12 protein-coding genes and 1 tRNA gene are annotated in these 16,385 nt (G+C 42.4%); 7 read left to right on the top strand and 6 right to left on the bottom strand.

All coding sequences use genetic code 11. The annotated features are described in order from the left end of the window. Positions 1–213 precede the first annotated feature (213 nt). The 7 genes from AC04NP_RS26010 to AC04NP_RS26040 all read left to right on the top strand — a co-directional run bounded on the left by AC04NP_RS26010 (position 214) and on the right by AC04NP_RS26040 (position 10,609). Positions 214–3,546 carry a SusC/RagA family TonB-linked outer membrane protein gene (locus tag AC04NP_RS26010; RefSeq protein ID WP_482862991.1) on the top strand — a complete coding sequence of 1,111 codons (3,333 nt, stop codon included), beginning with the start codon at positions 214–216 and terminating at the stop codon, positions 3,544–3,546. A gap of 13 nt (positions 3,547–3,559) precedes the next feature. Continuing rightward, positions 3,560–4,963, top strand: a complete 1,404-nt coding sequence (locus AC04NP_RS26015; RefSeq protein ID WP_482862992.1) for a RagB/SusD family nutrient uptake outer membrane protein — start codon at positions 3,560–3,562, stop codon at positions 4,961–4,963. A gap of 113 nt (positions 4,964–5,076) precedes the next feature. After that, on the top strand, positions 5,077–6,315 hold the full coding sequence (locus AC04NP_RS26020; RefSeq protein ID WP_482862993.1) for a thioredoxin domain-containing protein: 1,239 nt from the start codon (positions 5,077–5,079) through the stop codon (positions 6,313–6,315). Next, the gene (locus AC04NP_RS26025; protein ID WP_482862994.1) at positions 6,312–6,803 is read left to right on the top strand and encodes a protein-disulfide reductase DsbD domain-containing protein; all 492 of its coding nucleotides are present in this window, start codon (positions 6,312–6,314) and stop codon (positions 6,801–6,803) included. The genes AC04NP_RS26020 and AC04NP_RS26025 overlap by 4 nt, the downstream gene beginning before the upstream one ends. A gap of 518 nt (positions 6,804–7,321) precedes the next feature. After that, entirely contained in the window at positions 7,322–7,711 is a 390-nt protein-coding gene (locus tag AC04NP_RS26030; protein WP_482862996.1) for a hypothetical protein, read from the top strand. A 146-nt stretch (positions 7,712–7,857) separates the two neighbouring features. Beyond that, positions 7,858–8,751, top strand: coding sequence for a MerR family transcriptional regulator (locus AC04NP_RS26035; RefSeq protein ID WP_482862997.1), 894 nt, complete (start codon positions 7,858–7,860; stop codon positions 8,749–8,751). Between the two features lie 247 nt (positions 8,752–8,998). Next, positions 8,999–10,609 carry a recombinase family protein gene (locus AC04NP_RS26040; protein WP_482863029.1) on the top strand — a complete coding sequence of 537 codons (1,611 nt, stop codon included), beginning with the start codon at positions 8,999–9,001 and terminating at the stop codon, positions 10,607–10,609. Here AC04NP_RS26040 and AC04NP_RS26045 read toward each other — a convergent pair. The 6 genes from AC04NP_RS26045 to metE form a co-directional block, all read right to left on the bottom strand. Then, positions 10,572–10,643 (bottom strand) — tRNA-Arg (locus AC04NP_RS26045). The two genes, AC04NP_RS26040 and AC04NP_RS26045, sit on opposite strands and share 38 nt — an antisense overlap. A gap of 515 nt (positions 10,644–11,158) precedes the next feature. Further along, positions 11,159–11,758, bottom strand: coding sequence for a hypothetical protein (locus AC04NP_RS26050; protein WP_482862999.1), 600 nt, complete (start codon positions 11,756–11,758; stop codon positions 11,159–11,161). A 68-nt stretch (positions 11,759–11,826) separates the two neighbouring features. Then, positions 11,827–12,558 carry a carbonic anhydrase family protein gene (locus AC04NP_RS26055; RefSeq protein WP_482863000.1) on the bottom strand — a complete coding sequence of 244 codons (732 nt, stop codon included), beginning with the start codon at positions 12,556–12,558 and terminating at the stop codon, positions 11,827–11,829. Positions 12,559–12,683: 125 nt separating this feature from the next. After that, complete coding sequence (locus AC04NP_RS26060) at positions 12,684–12,902, bottom strand: hypothetical protein (protein ID WP_482863001.1); 219 nt, start codon at positions 12,900–12,902, stop codon at positions 12,684–12,686. A gap of 279 nt (positions 12,903–13,181) precedes the next feature. Continuing rightward, positions 13,182–13,568 (bottom strand): acyl-CoA thioesterase, encoded by a 387-nt coding sequence (locus AC04NP_RS26065; RefSeq protein WP_482863003.1) that lies wholly within the window; start codon positions 13,566–13,568, stop codon positions 13,182–13,184. 337 nt (positions 13,569–13,905) lie between these two features. Continuing rightward, entirely contained in the window at positions 13,906–16,227 is a 2,322-nt protein-coding gene (gene metE / locus AC04NP_RS26070; RefSeq protein WP_482863005.1) for a 5-methyltetrahydropteroyltriglutamate--homocysteine S-methyltransferase, read from the bottom strand. Between the last annotated feature and the right edge of the window lie 158 nt (positions 16,228–16,385).

A 16,385-nucleotide genomic window follows, 5' to 3' on the forward strand; every position in this document is an offset into this window, starting at 1 on the left:
AATTGAATTAATAATAAAAACGAAAAGATAATGACTGGATGATTACAAAGACTTAACCCTCCGACGTGATGTCAGGCACATCACAGGAGTAAACCGAACAAAAAGGAAAAGGACCCCCTGATTAACAAATGTTTGCCGCATTCTATCACAGGAAGGTCCTCCTTTGTCAATTTTTAACAAAACCGAAATTTTATTAAAAACCCTTGTAAAAATATGAAAAAAATAGCTCGATGTATAACCCTCGTCATGACGGTCCATTTTCTTGCAGCCGCTTGTATTCCATGCCTTTGCGCTGGCCTTTTGATCGTCAATGAGGCCCATGCGCAAAGTGTCAATGAAGTAATTATTTCCATCGATGTACAGCAGGTTTCTATCGAAAAGGCCCTTGAAACCATAGAAGGGAAAACCCGGCTTAACTTCGTCTATGCTGACAAAGCTCTTGCATTTTCACGGAGTCATACCACTACCTTGGAGGCCGACCATATTAGCGTGGGCAATATATTGAAGGATATAGCCAGACAAACAGGGGCTTCCTTCAGGCAAGTGGATAACAACATTGTGGTGAAAGCTGCCCCGGTATCCGCAACACAAAAAGAACCGGAAAAAGCCCACCTAAAAGATAAATGGATCGAAGGAAAGGTAATGGATGAAAATGGGGAACCATTGGTCGGGGCCAATGTAATGACCAAAAATACCTCCATAGGCACTGTAACCGATGTAGAAGGAAAGTACCGCATCAGGGTTCCCGATAAAACAACAGTACTGGTAATTTCCTATATAGGCTATGGAACCAAGGAAATCGAGATCGCCGGACGATCGGTGATCGATGCAGTATTGCAGGAGGATGTTACGAGTCTGGCGGAGATAACAGTAAGCACAGGCTATTGGCAAACCGATGAAAGAGCATACACCGGTAACATTGCCAAAGTTAGTGCCAAAGAGATCGGGCAACAGGCAGTAATCAATCCATTACAGGCATTACAGGGAAGGATGGCCGGTGTCAATATTCAGCAGCTTACGGGTATCCCCGGTGGTGGTTTTGATGTCCAAATCAGGGGACTAAACAGCGTTCGAACGCGATTTGCGAGTGCAAATCCCGGTAATTCACCCTTGTATATTGTGGATGGAATACCTTATCCTTCCTCACCTTTAGGCTCACTTTCAGGTTTCCTAACCGCTTTTGGCAGTCCATTAAATAGTTTGAATCCAAACAATATCGAAAGTATCGAAATCTTGAAAGATGCCGATGCCACCGCTATTTACGGCTCACGAGGTGCAAACGGTGTTGTATTGATCACTACGAAAAAGGGAAAATCGGGAAAGACATCGGTTGACATCAATATCAATTCGGGTGTGGGAGAAATTACCGGCAAAATGGATTTGCTTACCACAGAACAATACCTCGAAATGCGGAACGAGGCTTTTAAAAACGATGACGTTACCCCGGGGTCTTCGGACTATGACATGGAATTTAGTGGTGACAGGAATACCGATTGGCAGGAAGAATTGATCGGTGGTACGGCAAGATTTACCGATGCACAAGTATTGGTGTCGGGAGGTGATTTTTACACTACCTATTTATTCGGTGTCGGTTACCAGCGTCAAACTACTGTCTTACCGGGGGATTTCGCCTACCGAAAGGGTTCCGGTAATTTCAACCTGAATCATACTGCTAAAAATCAAAGGTTTTCGCTCACCTTATCGTCCAATTATACAGTAGATCAAAACGATTTACCCAAGTTAGACCCAACGTTCGTAGCCATGACAAAAGCGCCCAATGCACCTGCATTGTTAGACGAAAACGGAAACTTCACATGGGATGATCCGAATAAAGGGGATAACACGTTAGCTCAACTGGCAAGAAAGTATAAGATTACCACCAAGAATTTTATCAGTAACCTAGGTCTGGAATATAACCTGCTACCTACCCTGCAACTGAAAGGCAGTTTCGGGTATTCGGATTTTCAGTTCGACGAATTGAAAACGTCCCCTGCCAGTACCTACGATCCTGTTTATGGTGTTATCGGTGGTAGTTCCGATTTTATAGATGGAAACGTCAATACTTGGATCGTAGAACCACAACTGGAGTATACCGAACAGATCGCCGGGGGATACCTGACGGCCCTGATCGGAAGTACCTTCCAGCAAACCACCACAAAAAGAGAAGTACTCATCGCACGGGGCTTCCGGGATGAAAACTCGCTGCAAAATCCGGCGGCGGCTTCAGAGGTAATTCTCAATAGCTTCCGTAACGATCCCTACAGGTATAACGCAATATTCGCCCGGATCAATTACAATTGGAAAGACAAGTACATACTTAACTTAACAGGCCGCAGGGACGGTTCCAGTCGTTTCGGGCCTGACCGGCGATTTGGCAACTTCGGGGCCATCGGTGCAGCATGGATATTCTCCAATGAACCTTTCATCAAAAGCCGTTTACCGTTCCTTAGCTTTGGAAAAATCAGGGGTAGTTTCGGCATTACGGGTAATGACAACACCAGTGATTTTGAATATTTAGATTCCTATTCTTATAGCAGTTCGGGGAATTATTTAGGTATAAAAGGGTTGGTTCCGACACGTATTGCAAATCCCGTTTTCAGTTGGGAAACTATCCGAAAAATAGAAGGAGCGATTGAATTGGGCATATTGGAGGATAGGATTTTGCTGGAGGTCAGCTATTACAAGCACCGTACCTCCGATCAACTGGTGGGCTTCCCGGTGTCGGATGTTACAGGCTTTTCCTCCCTGCAAGACAATTTCCCGGCCATTGTAGGGAATACAGGTTGGGAACTGGAACTGAATACCACCAATATAAAATCTCGCAACTTTAAGTGGAGTACGGGGTTCAATGTGACGTTCCTGAATAATGAACTCCGTGAATTTCCCGGTATTGAAAACACGCCCTTCGACCGTCTTTTTGAAGTCGGCAGATCATTATTTGTAGTCAAAGGGCTTGAATTTAGCGGAGTAAACCCACAAACCGGAGTTTTCACTTATGTAGATGCCAGTGATGACGGTACGCTACTGGATTTTCCCAACGACAACGTAGCACGCAAAGAAATAGGGGCAGAATATTTTGGAGGGCTTAGTAATAGTCTGACCTACAAAGGATTTCAATTAGACTTCCAGCTTCACTTTGTCAAACAAAACGGTTTGAACTATATCAATGACTTTTCCACCCCGGGTACGTATGGCAACCAACCCGCCATTGTCATGAACCGTTGGCAACAGCCGGGTGACATTTCGGAAATTCCCCGGTTTACACAAGCTTTCGAAGAAGCCGGGCTTAATTATGCCATTGGACGTGCCTTTGGGGATAACAGGATCACCGATGCATCTTTCGTACGGTTACAAAACCTGTCCCTATCATGGCAGCTTCCGGCTAACTGGCGTGAAAAGCTGAAACTCCAACAAGGGAGAGTTTACCTGCAGGGACAGAATTTATTGACGATAACAGATTACTTAGGGCTCGACCCGGAATCACGTAGTTTTTCTAGGCTGCCTCCTTTGCGCATTTTCACCATTGGTATCCATGCAACACTATAAATTAAAATTACCTATGAAAAAAGATCAACAATATATCAATCGATACAGGCAGTTATTCACCGGGATTTTAGGTGCGATCATAACAACCTTTCTCTTTTCCTGCGAAGATTTTGTAGCACTCGATCCCCCGCCTACGGAAACGACCACCGATAACGTGTTTACACACAATACGACGGCCACATCGGCACTCTTGGGAATTTACAGCGAAATGTTCAATGAGGCTACGATGACCAGCAAAATGACCATAGCCAATGGGTTAGCTGCCGATGAATTGACCGTCTTTCAAACCGGGGCAAGGGAACAGTTTTATGATAATACGTTGCTGCCGGATAACAGTGAGGTCGCCAGTTTTTGGTCATCGATGTATACTTATATTTATTCGGCCAATGCCATTTTAGACGGCCTCGCAAGGAATACAGGCGTTACAGATAGCATAAAAATTCAGCTTGAAGGGGAGGCAAGGTTAACTCGTGCCTTTTGTCATTTTTACTTAACCAATCTATGGGGCGACGTACCGTTAGTTACTACCACTGATTTTAGAATAAATGCATTCGCTTTAAGAACTCCCCAAGCCGATATATACGGACAGGTGATAGAGGATTTGAAAGTAGCAGAAACATTGCTTGCCAGTGATTACCGTTTTTCCGGTGGTGACAGGTCAAGGCCCAACAGGTGGGCAGCTACCGCACTTTTGGCTAGGGCATATTTATACATGAAAGATTGGGTGAGCGCAGAAACAGCGGCATCCATCGTAATTAACAACCCTGCATATCGTTTGGTGGAAGATTTGAATACGGTATTTCTCGCCAACAGCCCCGAAGCCATTTGGCAATTGAGTTCGACAAGGGAGATTGGCCTCAATACCCGGGATGGCGGGGCTTTTATATTAGAAGCCCCGCCGAATTTTATCGCGCTAAACGAAAGGGTCATAGGGGCCTTTGAGACAGGAGACCGTCGCCGCACTGATTGGATAGGCAGTTTTACAGATGGTTCCGATACTTGGTATTATCCATTTAAATACAAAATAGCAGACGGTGGGAATGACGGAACTCCCATTACCGAATACCTGATGATCATACGTTTGGCCGAGCTATACCTTATTCGGGCCGAAGCCCGTACCCGGCAAAACGATGTTACGGGTGGCCGGGAAGATTTGAATGTCATTCGTCACCGGGCAAATCTGGGGAATACCCCGGCTTCGGATCAGGCTTCCCTGTTACTGGCCATTGAACACGAAAGAAGGATGGAACTAATCACTGAATGGGGACACCGTTGGCTGGATTTAAAACGTACAGGCCGCGCCGGTGACATACTCAGGCCCATTAAACCCGGTTGGCAACCGACCGATGAGCTATATCCTGTTCCCTTGGCTGAAATTGGTGATAACCCGAACCTGACTCAAAATTTGGGATACTAAGCCACACTATCTAAACGACACAAAAAGTTACAACAATGAAACTTAATCAAATCATAATGGTATGCTTTGCCCTATGGCTACCATGCCTATGTACTCAGGCACAAGCGGATCAAGTGCAACCCAAAAATACTGGTTCTGAATTACCGGACGTAGGTGATAAGGTTCCCGATCTATTGCTTTCTCCTATTGTCAATTATCCCAAGACATCAGCTAGGATATCCGACTATAATAACCAATTGCTGATCTTGGATTTTTGGGCTACATGGTGTCTGCCCTGTGTGCGGGCTTTTCCAAAACTGGATAGTTTACAACGTAAGTTTAATGGCAGGGTTCAGTTCATGCCGGTCACTTACGAGAAAAAAGAGAAAATAGAAAAGTTCTTTGGCCGGTTAAGAAAACAAAATGACTATGTATTACCTACAGTGGTGGAAGATACAATGCTGGCCAAACATTTTTCTGGTAAAACCGGTAGTCTCGATATCCAATATGCATGGATATGGGATGGTGAGATTGTGGCGTTTACACGGGGAAACAAAGCCTTGACGAAAGAAAACCTTGAACGTGTGTTATCCGGGAAGGGACTCGATGCAGACGATCAACAGAACAGGGCCAAAGGTGAGATAATCTTTCAGGACTTTGATAGGCCGGTGCTGGTAAATGACAGGAAAGATATGCACCGGGAGTTCCTGTATCATTCGGTAATAACACCGTTTGTAAAAGGATTGAGATCGGAGGTATATGTTCCTAAAAAAACGGATAAGTTCTACGGGATACGATTGATCAATGTACCCCTTGCATCCCTTTATGCTCACGCTTTTCAGACGGTATCACCGGATGTAATGGAGGAAATGGCTGATCCCTTGCAATTTAATCCCCCTTTATCCCAAAGAGACAGTTCTAACCTCTACTGCTACGAATTGATTATACCGAAAGATAACAACGGCACTAGGGAAGAATTTTTAAGAGGTATGCAGGAGGATTTAAAAAGGGCATTTGGATTTGTCGTAGCACGTGAAACTAGAAAAGTGAATGGTGCAGTACTCAGGCAGGCAAAAAAAGTGAAACTATCTTCTTCCGGGAAAGAACCGGTTATAGAAGTGAACAATTTCTATATCACGGTCAGGAATCAGCCTATGTCAAAGCTGGTATCCTCTTTAGCCTATTACCTTATCAGCCCGGATATACGGGTAGTAGTAGATGAGACAGGTATAACTGGAAACATCGATCTAAGTATGGATGTGAATTTAAGCGATCCGCAGGCGGTGGTCAAAGCATTGAAGGAGCATGGCTTGGAATTATCCTTTGAAGAAGTCGAGAAAGAAATGGTAATAATCAAAGATGGCCGGTTATGATCGTGAAATTAAAATATATAATAAGCTGTATCGGCTTGTTAGTATCTATGGACGTTTTTGCTCAAACCTTTCCAGCGGCAAAATGGAGCTATACATTTTCTGCCGGGAAAATAAACGTGGGTGACTCTGTAGACTTGGTTTTTCATGTAGAACTTGATAAAACGTGGTACATCTATTCGAATGATTTTGTCAAGGACGTAGGGCCACCGCCTACTGAGATCAACTTCGAACCTCACAAGAGCTATCGACTGGTAGGGAAGTTAACCCCTCTGAATGCCAAGGAAAAGTACGATGATATACTGGATGCTACTTACCGCTATATGGATAAGAAAGCAGCTTTCAGGCAAAAGGTACGGATACTTAGTGAACACCCGGTTATTAAAGGGGATTATACTTACCTCGCTTGCTCTATCGTGGATGGCAGATGTATGCCCGGTGATGGGAATTTTGAATTTACAGGCATTACCGTTTTGCCTAGAGGGAATTGAATGGTAAAGACAAAAACTCGAAATAAGTGGCGCATATAAAGGGAGTGGCGTTTTTCATGCGTTAGGTTTAAGTTACCGTTTACCTGTCTGCCAAAAGGCAGGCAGGCTGCTCCCTTTACTATTATTCTTTGATCAGTTTGTACCTGTGCCAGCTTGGCAAGCTGCCACTTTAAAAATATGGGCTGCCTTACCCTAGCCTGAATGGGTATCTAGGGAGGTCACCATGATAGGTTCTAGGAGGGCAGCCCACCATATTAAGTTGAAAATATGAAGTAACCGGGTTTGTTAACAATACAGAAACAAAAAACACAGCATAGGGAAAAGGAATAACAAAATATTGAAGCTATAAGATTCTAACTATTTTCTCCCCGTCCTGAAAACTGGTAATTTATAAGTGCTAAGCGGGAAAATGGATCAGGCTATCGTCATAGCGTGGGCTTAACTTATTTGTAGCACTAAGGTATACCAGTACCTTCAGGACGGATAAAATTAAGTGCCACGCTTTTTTTTGAAAAATTATGAAAGCAAAAATTATTGCACTATCCAAAGAACCCATCGTAGGTGGGCATAATCTTCTTTTAAAATTCAAGAGGAATTTCTTTTTTGCAAAGCTTGAACCGGACGAGGCAAATCAATTGCTTTCCTTCGGAAATTTTAAAGAAGTCGAAGAGGGGTGGTACGAGGCAGCCCCTTCTAAAGATCGTACAAGTAAGATAACCAAGAACCTGAAAAATTTGGTTTACAGGTTTTATGGCATAGAAGACCTGTCCGAAAGCGTCGAGGAATGGACAAAGTTTGTCACACTCTGCATAGACCGGGAATACTTGCCCTGTGATCAGTATGATGATTTGGTATTTTTCTTATATCAACTCAAAGACATCCTTAACCAGAAAAAGACAAATATTTAAGTTCAACAACCAACAATTTACCAAGTAGTGTATGATTTAGGGAAAAGTCATGTATGAATTGAGAACCAATGTGTTTGGATCATTTTTTGATCTTAACTTCTATTATTGGCATATAATTTGTACCTTGAGGTATAAATTAAAATCGTATGCCTATCTATTTGGACAAATATTTCGGTACCCTCAACCTGTTAAAGTCAATTGAATTATCACGACACATCAATCAGGACGGTCTTTTTGATGTCAAAGACACAGGTGTCACCTATAAAACGATCAATCATTGGGACAAGCAGGATTTATTGGTTTCCCGCAGGACAGAGGAAAGTAAATGGCGCAAATTCAGCTTTGTGGAGTTTGTATGGCTGAAAATGTTAGAGCAATTCCGGAGCATCGGCATATCGATACCGATTTTGCAAAAAGTGAAGGCCGACGTCTTTCTACCGGTAGAAACCGAAGATATTTACCGAGTATTTCAAAAGAACAAAGCATTATTGAATGAACTACCGGACGGTGGGCAAAAAGATCAATTAAAAGATCGCCTGACGTCCGGGTTTTCAAAAGGCCCCACTAGTGTCCCGATGTTACAGTTTCTAATCTGTGAAACCATCTTCGACAGGACACCCGTCTCATTGATCGTATTTGCCGATGGCGATTGGTTCCCTTGGTATGAAAACAGGCCCGGAATTTACAGCAATGAGGATCGCCAGCGCATAGCGTATCATACTCATGTGAGGGTTTCGATAACAGAGATTATTAAAGACTTCCTAGTCGGTGATAAGTCTGCATACATCTTGCCTGAGCTACACCTACTCACCTCTACAGAAACCAAGCTATTGGAGATAATACACTCCGGCGAATATGAAAGCATTACGATCCATTTCAAGGACAGCAGCATAAAGTCTCTTGATATGGTGAAAGCACAACCTGTAAAACGAAGGCTTGTAGATATTTTATCAGAGAGTGACTACCAAGAAATTGTGATCAAGAGCCACCAAGGGATGGTCACCACTATCAAGAATACCATTAAAATGAAACTATCATGAATATACTCTACGCTATAGAGAGATTGAGCAGGGAGTTAGCCACCTTTCAAAAGGGGCTGTTACTCACAGTTCTATTGAAAGTTGGAAGAAAATATACCGGATGAGCCAAAACGAATTACTATTGAACAACTCAGATCATTTAAGGGGTTGAAAAACTTATCGGATGAGGAAGCCATAGAAGTCATCGAGAGCTTGGAACAATTGGCGGATATACTCATCGAACATTTTAAACTTAACAAGAGAGAAGATGAAGAACACTGATAATTTAGAAATATTTGAAGCGAATTTTGGTAAAAAGAGCACTACCAAACGTAAAATTCAAAACAACCTTTGTGTCATATATACACGCGTTTCGTCAAAGGATCAGGAGGACAATACAAGCTTGGAATCACAAAAGCGATATTGCGAAGAATACGCTGAACGTAAAAAGCTGTTGGTAGTCGAATATTTTGGAGGTACACATGAAAGTGCCAAAACCGATGAGCGGCAGGAACTCAAAAGAATGCTGCTGTTCGTAAAGCGAAGGAAAATATCCAACATACTTGTATTTAAAGTAGACCGCTTTTCCCGGTCAGGAGCCGGGGGTATATCACTGGCAGAGGAACTTAGACAGGGTGGTCATGCCATTCATTCGGTCACGGAGCCGGGCGACTCCTTCTCCCCATCGGGCAGTTTTAACCAAAACATGCGACTGCTCATGAGCAAGTATGAGAATGATGTTAGGAAGGAGCGTTGTGAAGTTGGCATACGTGAGCATCTCCAAAAGGGATACTGGATGGGAACTGTCCCTTTCGGTTATGATCAAGTAGGTTTCAAGAAAAAGCAACAGTACGTAATCAACAAGCAAGGAAGGTTATTGAAGAAGGCTTTTCACTGGAAAGCACAAGGAGATACAAGTGCTGAAATATTAAGGAAATTAAAAGCCTTGGGCCTGACACTATATTCACAGCACCTTTCACGAATACTACGCAACCCATTCTATTGCGGATTACTTTCTCATTCAGCGCTAAACGGTAAGATCGTTCCGGGAAATCAACCTCCTTTGGTCAGTAAGGAGACCTTCCTCAAAGCCAATGAAATCCTTAAAAGAAATCCACAAGGCTACAAACAAAACCGGCAAGAAGATCACATTGTCAATATACCATTGAAGAACTTTGTCAGATGTGCTGTCTGCGGCACAGCTTGGACGGGATACCTGGTTAGAAAGAAAGGGCTTTATTACTATAAGTGTAACAAACGTGGATGCGCTTGTAATCGGAGTGCTAAAAAGATGCATGAGTCCTTTCAAGACCTTTTGAACGAGTATACGCTGAACCCGATCCTAGCCGAACCACTCAAATGTACTTTGCAAAATTATCTTGAATACTACACGAAAGATAAAGCGGAGGTAAAAGGACAGATGGAAAAGCAATTGATGGAGATCGAAAAGAAAATCGAGCGTATCGAAGAACGATTTGTTTTAGAAGAAATCAGCGAAGAATTGTTTGAGAAATACATGCCGAAATACCGTAAGGAAAAAGACGAAATTGCCAGTCAACTCGAAAGTTCACAGTTTGATTTATCGAACCTTGAAACAGGGATTGATCATGCCGTCGATATTATAACTAATTCATTGGAAATATGGGAGTTAGGGAATTACTCTGTGAAGCAGAAACTTCAAAAGATGGTCTTCCCGGAAGGAATTGAATATGACCTTAAAAATGACCATTATCGAACCAATAGAGTGAATACAGTATTCGATATTAGCCGTTCTCTATCAATGAGTTATAATAAAAGTAAAAAGGGGATAAAAGACTTTTCAGCCAATTTACCCCCTTCAGTAGCCCCGACAGGAATCGAACCTGTATCTAAAGTTTAGGAAACTTCTATTCTATCCATTGAACTACGGGGCCAGCAGAATACCCAAGGTATTTCTAATGTCAAAAAGACAAATTCTTTGAGCCCTTTCAACTAATTGGCGCGGCAAAGTTAGCAAATTCAAAAGGGAGAGTCAATTGATATGATTTTTTTTGAATTTTAAATAAAATTTCATCCTTATTTGACTTGATACTTTAAGCAAATTAAAGGTTTAAGGTTGATGTATGAAACCAGGAGAAATCATAAGTATGCTTTAATTGGGCAGACAACTGGCTCCAGTTTCTGTGGCTGTTGCACAACTTAAGCATGTGCTTGTATTTTTATTTTACAGGCGAAAACCTTTGTGTCTCAGTGCCTCCGTGGTGAAAAATGGTGAACTACAAAGACACCAAGACGCAAAGAGACACATAGCATTTTGTCCAAAACGTTGTGCAAAAGCCACAGGACGCTTGCGCTATTTAAGACACAAAGCAATTAAAATTACACAAGTCTTTGACAGTGTCTGCCTCAAAAGCAGACCGGTAGAACACTTTAGCATTTTATACTTATCCTAATGATTATGAAGGGTATTGTAGTACTGAAGTACAGCAATCAGGTCTTCCCTACGGGAAGTATCCAACTGATGATCGTCGATAAAAGTCAATATGGCATTCGCATGACGCTGCATGTGGTTAAGCAAATCTTTGGTGTTCCCGGAAAAATAGGTCACCTCCCCATGTTCATCCAACACATAGTACTTGTCAACTAAAACCCATTCGGTGGGGTCCGAAAGATTGTTAAAATTCTGGTGGTTTGCAATCATCATTTTTTCTTCCCTGTTAAGCAAAGAAATTTTTCCATGGTAAAGCAGTTCAAAAAATTTCTTGCGGATGTACCCGTTCAATCCTTTATAAGGAAGTGTGTAAAAACTCCGGGTTTCATTCAGGCTATTATCAAAAATCACAAAGTACTCCACTTTCACAGGACTTAGGGTGAGTGTTTGCGCTTCATTTTTCAACATTACGATATCATGATCAAGACAATACCTGATTTCACCATTGACAACGGTTTCGTCTGCCAGGTGGATATTGCCCTTATGCCAATTCGAGCAATCCGAGTCAGAATGAAAGCCGTTCAAAATTATGCCAAGAGATAAAATATAGGTTTTCATACCAGGGTCGCCGTATTTTTACTTTTCCACTTCGGGCATATTCCGGGGCATGGCGAACCAACATCTTGTTAGTTCGAAAAGAATACTTTTCCTTCATCCATGTCATAATATGCTCCCATGATTTGTATTTCTCCGGTCTCTTCCATGTTCTTAAGAACAGCGCTTTTCTCTCTGATATCTTCTACAGTATTTTCCACATTGTTTTTCACCACTAACGCTACAAATTCAGGGTTTATGGAAGATCTTTTTCCCTGGTATTCGACTCCTTCAATGGCCGGCTGTATTTTGGATACCATAGTAGCCATATTGCCCAGCTCCACTCGGTCAATGGCCGAGACGACCGTTCCACAATGCTCGTGCCCTAAAACCAGTACTAACTTGGCACCAGATACCCGGCAGGCAAATTCCAGACTACCTAAAATATCCTCATTCACCACATTGCCGCCTACCCTCGCCACAAAAATGTCACCTATTCCCGTATCGAAAACATCTTCAACAGGTATGCGGGAATCGATGCAGGTAAGGACGATTGCTTTTGGGAACTGGCCCATGACCGCCTCACGTAATTGTTTGGAATGATCCCTTTTTGTGAGGTCATCGTTTCTGAAACGTTCATTTCCTTCGCGCAACCGTTGTACCACGCTGGCTGGCGTCAATTCACTGCGCTCTTCCGGAGACATGACTCTTTCTACTACCCTCAAATCTTCCCCGACTTGTTGTGATTCGTTGACCGGTTGTTGACATGCAATTAACAAGAAGGGCAACACCATGGTGAGATCATGCAGTTTTAAGTTTTTCATGTTCATAGATTTATTCATTTGGATTGTTCTTTTTTGTTGGCGCCTGATAAGTATAAGGTAATGTTTTTTGATTTGGAGGACAGTGCTTTTAAAGGAATTAGTAAATCTCAATTCTCTGGTCCTGATTAAACCGTACCGTAATCCTCACGCAATAATATAGCGCCACTATTAGAGCTTACAGGAGTCATGAAAACCCACCTTACCGGAGTTGCGGTTTCATGTAACCTACCTGTTGAAATACTTAACTTAAGGGATGATCTATTTGAAGCGACTGAGGGTTGTGACCTGATGAGATGGTCATTCTTTTTCAGCTTGTGAGTGATGTTGTTGATTAACCTTACCATACGTATTATGATTTAGTAGTTTTACTATAAAATACGAAAGTAATACTATTAAGTTGCTCTTTTGGCTTGTGTTTATACTAATAAGCCTATTCCTCTCTCTAACAAGTCATAATCTTTTGCGAAATAGGGTGACATAACTTGAGCACACGTGGCTTTATTGCATACATTAAACCTGTAACAACTATTCATTAAATTTCGCAGGTCCGGATGATCAAAAAATCAATCTCGCAAACCCAATTCAACTGAATAGTTGCCAACAAGGATTACCTTATCTTTATTTTAATTTAAAATATTGGTTGGTTTTTTGTTTTGATCTATTGCTACCAGCGTAAATTGTCCACTAATCGCCTTTTCTCTATGCTCAGAGTACATTTGTTCAATAAAAATATCAACCCGGACTTTTAAGCTGGTGGTCCCAACACCTGTTACATACCCCACAAGCTCGATGATAGTACCTGTCGGGATGGATTTGGTAAAATCTATTTTGTCACTACTCACAGTAACTATTCTTTGACGGCTGAAGCGGGTCGCTGTAATGAAGGCTACTTCATCCATTAAACTCAACGCAGTACCTCCAAAAAGTGTATCATAATGATTGGTTGTGTTGGGAAATACAGCCTTGAATATTCGTGTTTCTGATTGTTTGATTCTTTGTTTTATATCCATCTATCATTTTTCCTGATAACATAAAAACGAATTACTTTGTAATTCTTTAAATACAGTCAGCACTGCAACAGGGTTAGGGATTAATCCGGCGCCATCGTTATGCTTGGTTTTAAGCTATAAATTCATCCAAAGATGGCCTTTGGCTACTCACAACCCGGCAGTTTTTATCTACGTACCCAATTCCGCCGCAAAAGTTGTGAGTAGCTATTAGCTTAGAACATGCACATAATTAGCAGGATTCAGACAGAGGCCGGACCAATGGCCAAAAGCTGAAAAAATTTGGTTAGCAAACCACCAACACGATATCTGCCAAATGACCCGTTATCATTAATGCCAATCATATCACCGACTCACTGATTTCCTGCCTCATTTGTTTGGCTGCTGACACCATGGCTATAAGCGCCTTTTTGGTTTCGTCCCAGTGACGGGTTTTTAAACCGCAGTCCGGATTTACCCACAGTTGATCCGCAGGGATCACCATCCTCGCTTTTTCCAGAAGGGATACCATTTCCACTTGTGTGGGCACTCTTGGGGAGTGTATGTCATAAACCCCCGGCCCGATTTCATTGGGGTAATGAAAGTCCGCAAAGGCATCCAGAAGTTCCATTTGCGAACGGGAGCACTCAATGGTGATTACGTCAGCATCCATATCGGCAATGTTATGAATAATATCGTTAAACTCAGAATAGCACATGTGTGTATGTATCTGGGTTTCATCCTTCACAGCGCTGGTGGCGATCCTGAAGGCTTTTACGGCCCATTTCAAATAGCTGTTCCAATCTGACTTTCTTAATGGCAAACCTTCCCGGATAGCAGGCTCATCTACCTGAATTACTTTAATACCGGCCCTTTCCAGATCCAGCACTTCATCGCAAATGGCCAGAGCAATCTGATTACAGGTTTCTGACCGTGGCTGATCGTTCCGGACAAATGACCATTGCAGGAGAGTAACCGGACCGGTTAGCATTCCTTTGACAGTTTTATCAGTTAAAGATTGGGCATATGATGACCATTCGACAGTCATAGACCGGGGCCTTTGTACATCGCCATAGATAATGGGTGGCTTGACACATCTCGATCCGTAACTTTGCACCCAACCATACCTTGTAAAAGCAAACCCATTCATTTTTTCTCCAAAATACTCAGCCATGTCATTGCGTTCGAATTCGCCATGTACAAGCACATCAAGGTCAATTTCCTCCTGCCAGCGTATGGTGGTTTCAATTTCTTTTTTCATGTAATCGACATACGACTGTTGGGTGGTTTCTCCTTTTTTATACTTCGACCTCCGGCGACGCACCTCAGTGGTTTGAGGAAATGAACCAATGGTAGTGGTTGGGAATTGGGGCAAACTCAGGGTTTTTCTTTGCAGTTCTTTTCTCCTGATATATGGTGATTGCCTCCTTACATCTGTCATGGCTACTTCCAGACTTCGCTTTTTGACATCCTCATTATGAATGAGTGTTGATCCCTGTCGCTCTTGCATAGTGGCTGAATTCCGGATAAAAACAGGGTCCTTAATGTAATCCCGGCCAGTAGCAGCCAGAGATTTGATAGTCACCACCTCATGCAGTTTTTGTTTGGCAAAAGCCAACCAAGGTTTGATTGCTGTCATCACCGTACTTTCATCCGTTTCCAGCTCCAAATCACAGGGGCAGTGGAGTAAAGAGCATGAAGGAGCAATCATGACCAATGCTTCTCCCCTTTTCCGGATAGCTTTGTGAACATATTCAATAGCGCTTTCAAAATCATTTTTCCAAATGTTTCTTCCATCGACCAACCCCAGCGACAAAGTCATGTCAGGAGATAACCGGTCTGAGTCCAATATATCATCCAATTGCGAAGCAGCCCTCACCAGATCTACATGAAGCACTTGTACAGGCAGGGAAAGACTCAACGCGAGATTATCCCTGAGCCCATCGAAATAGCTCGCAAGGATGATGTTCAGATGGGGAAAGTACCGGTTGAATTCGCCGTAAACATACTTTAGTGCCTGCTTCTCCTTTTCATCCAAATCCATCGCAAGATAAGGCTCATCAAACTGCACATAGGTTGCGCCCAGATCATTTAGTTTTTCCAGGATTTCCAGATAAACGGGAAGAAGTTTAGCGATCAATTCAATCCGGTGAAACCCTTCCTCTTTTTCTTTCCCCAATAACAAATAGGAAACCGGGCCTATCAAAACAGGTTTGGTAATTATGCCAAGCGCTTTTGCCTCATTAAACTCATCAAAAGCTTTTGTGGACAAAAGTCGGAAGTGCTGATCTCTTTTGAATTCCGGTACAATATAATGGTAGTTGGTATCAAACCATTTGGTCATTTCCATCGCAGTGATATCCAATCCATCTTGTTGAAATCCCCGTGCCATGGCGAAGTACAGTTCTTTGTCATCACCATTTGCAGAAAGATCACGATACCGGTCCGGTATTGCCCCGACTATCAAAGACATATCCAGCACCTGATCATAAAATGAAAAATCATTCGATGGTATGATGTCGATGCCGGCATCTCTTTGTATCTGCCAGTTTTTTAATCGAATTTGTTTTCCAGCTTCCAATAGTTCATCGAGGGAAATTTTTTCAGCCCAGAATTGTTCGCAGGCTTTTTTGAGCTCTCGCCGGCTACCAATTCTCGGATAGCCAAGATTGTGTGTTTTCATTTTTAAAGCTTTTAAATAATTAAAAAATTAGTTAAAAGCCCTTTGGCTCAATTTCACAATTCTTTAAGAAGTTTTAGGTATGCAGGGCAAATGGTCAGGCGCCTGTATTGTACCCATTTGAAAAGCAGAACATTATGTCTTCTTTGATCAAAACTTCA

It is taken from the genome of Agaribacillus sp. DX54, from assembly GCF_056858335.1.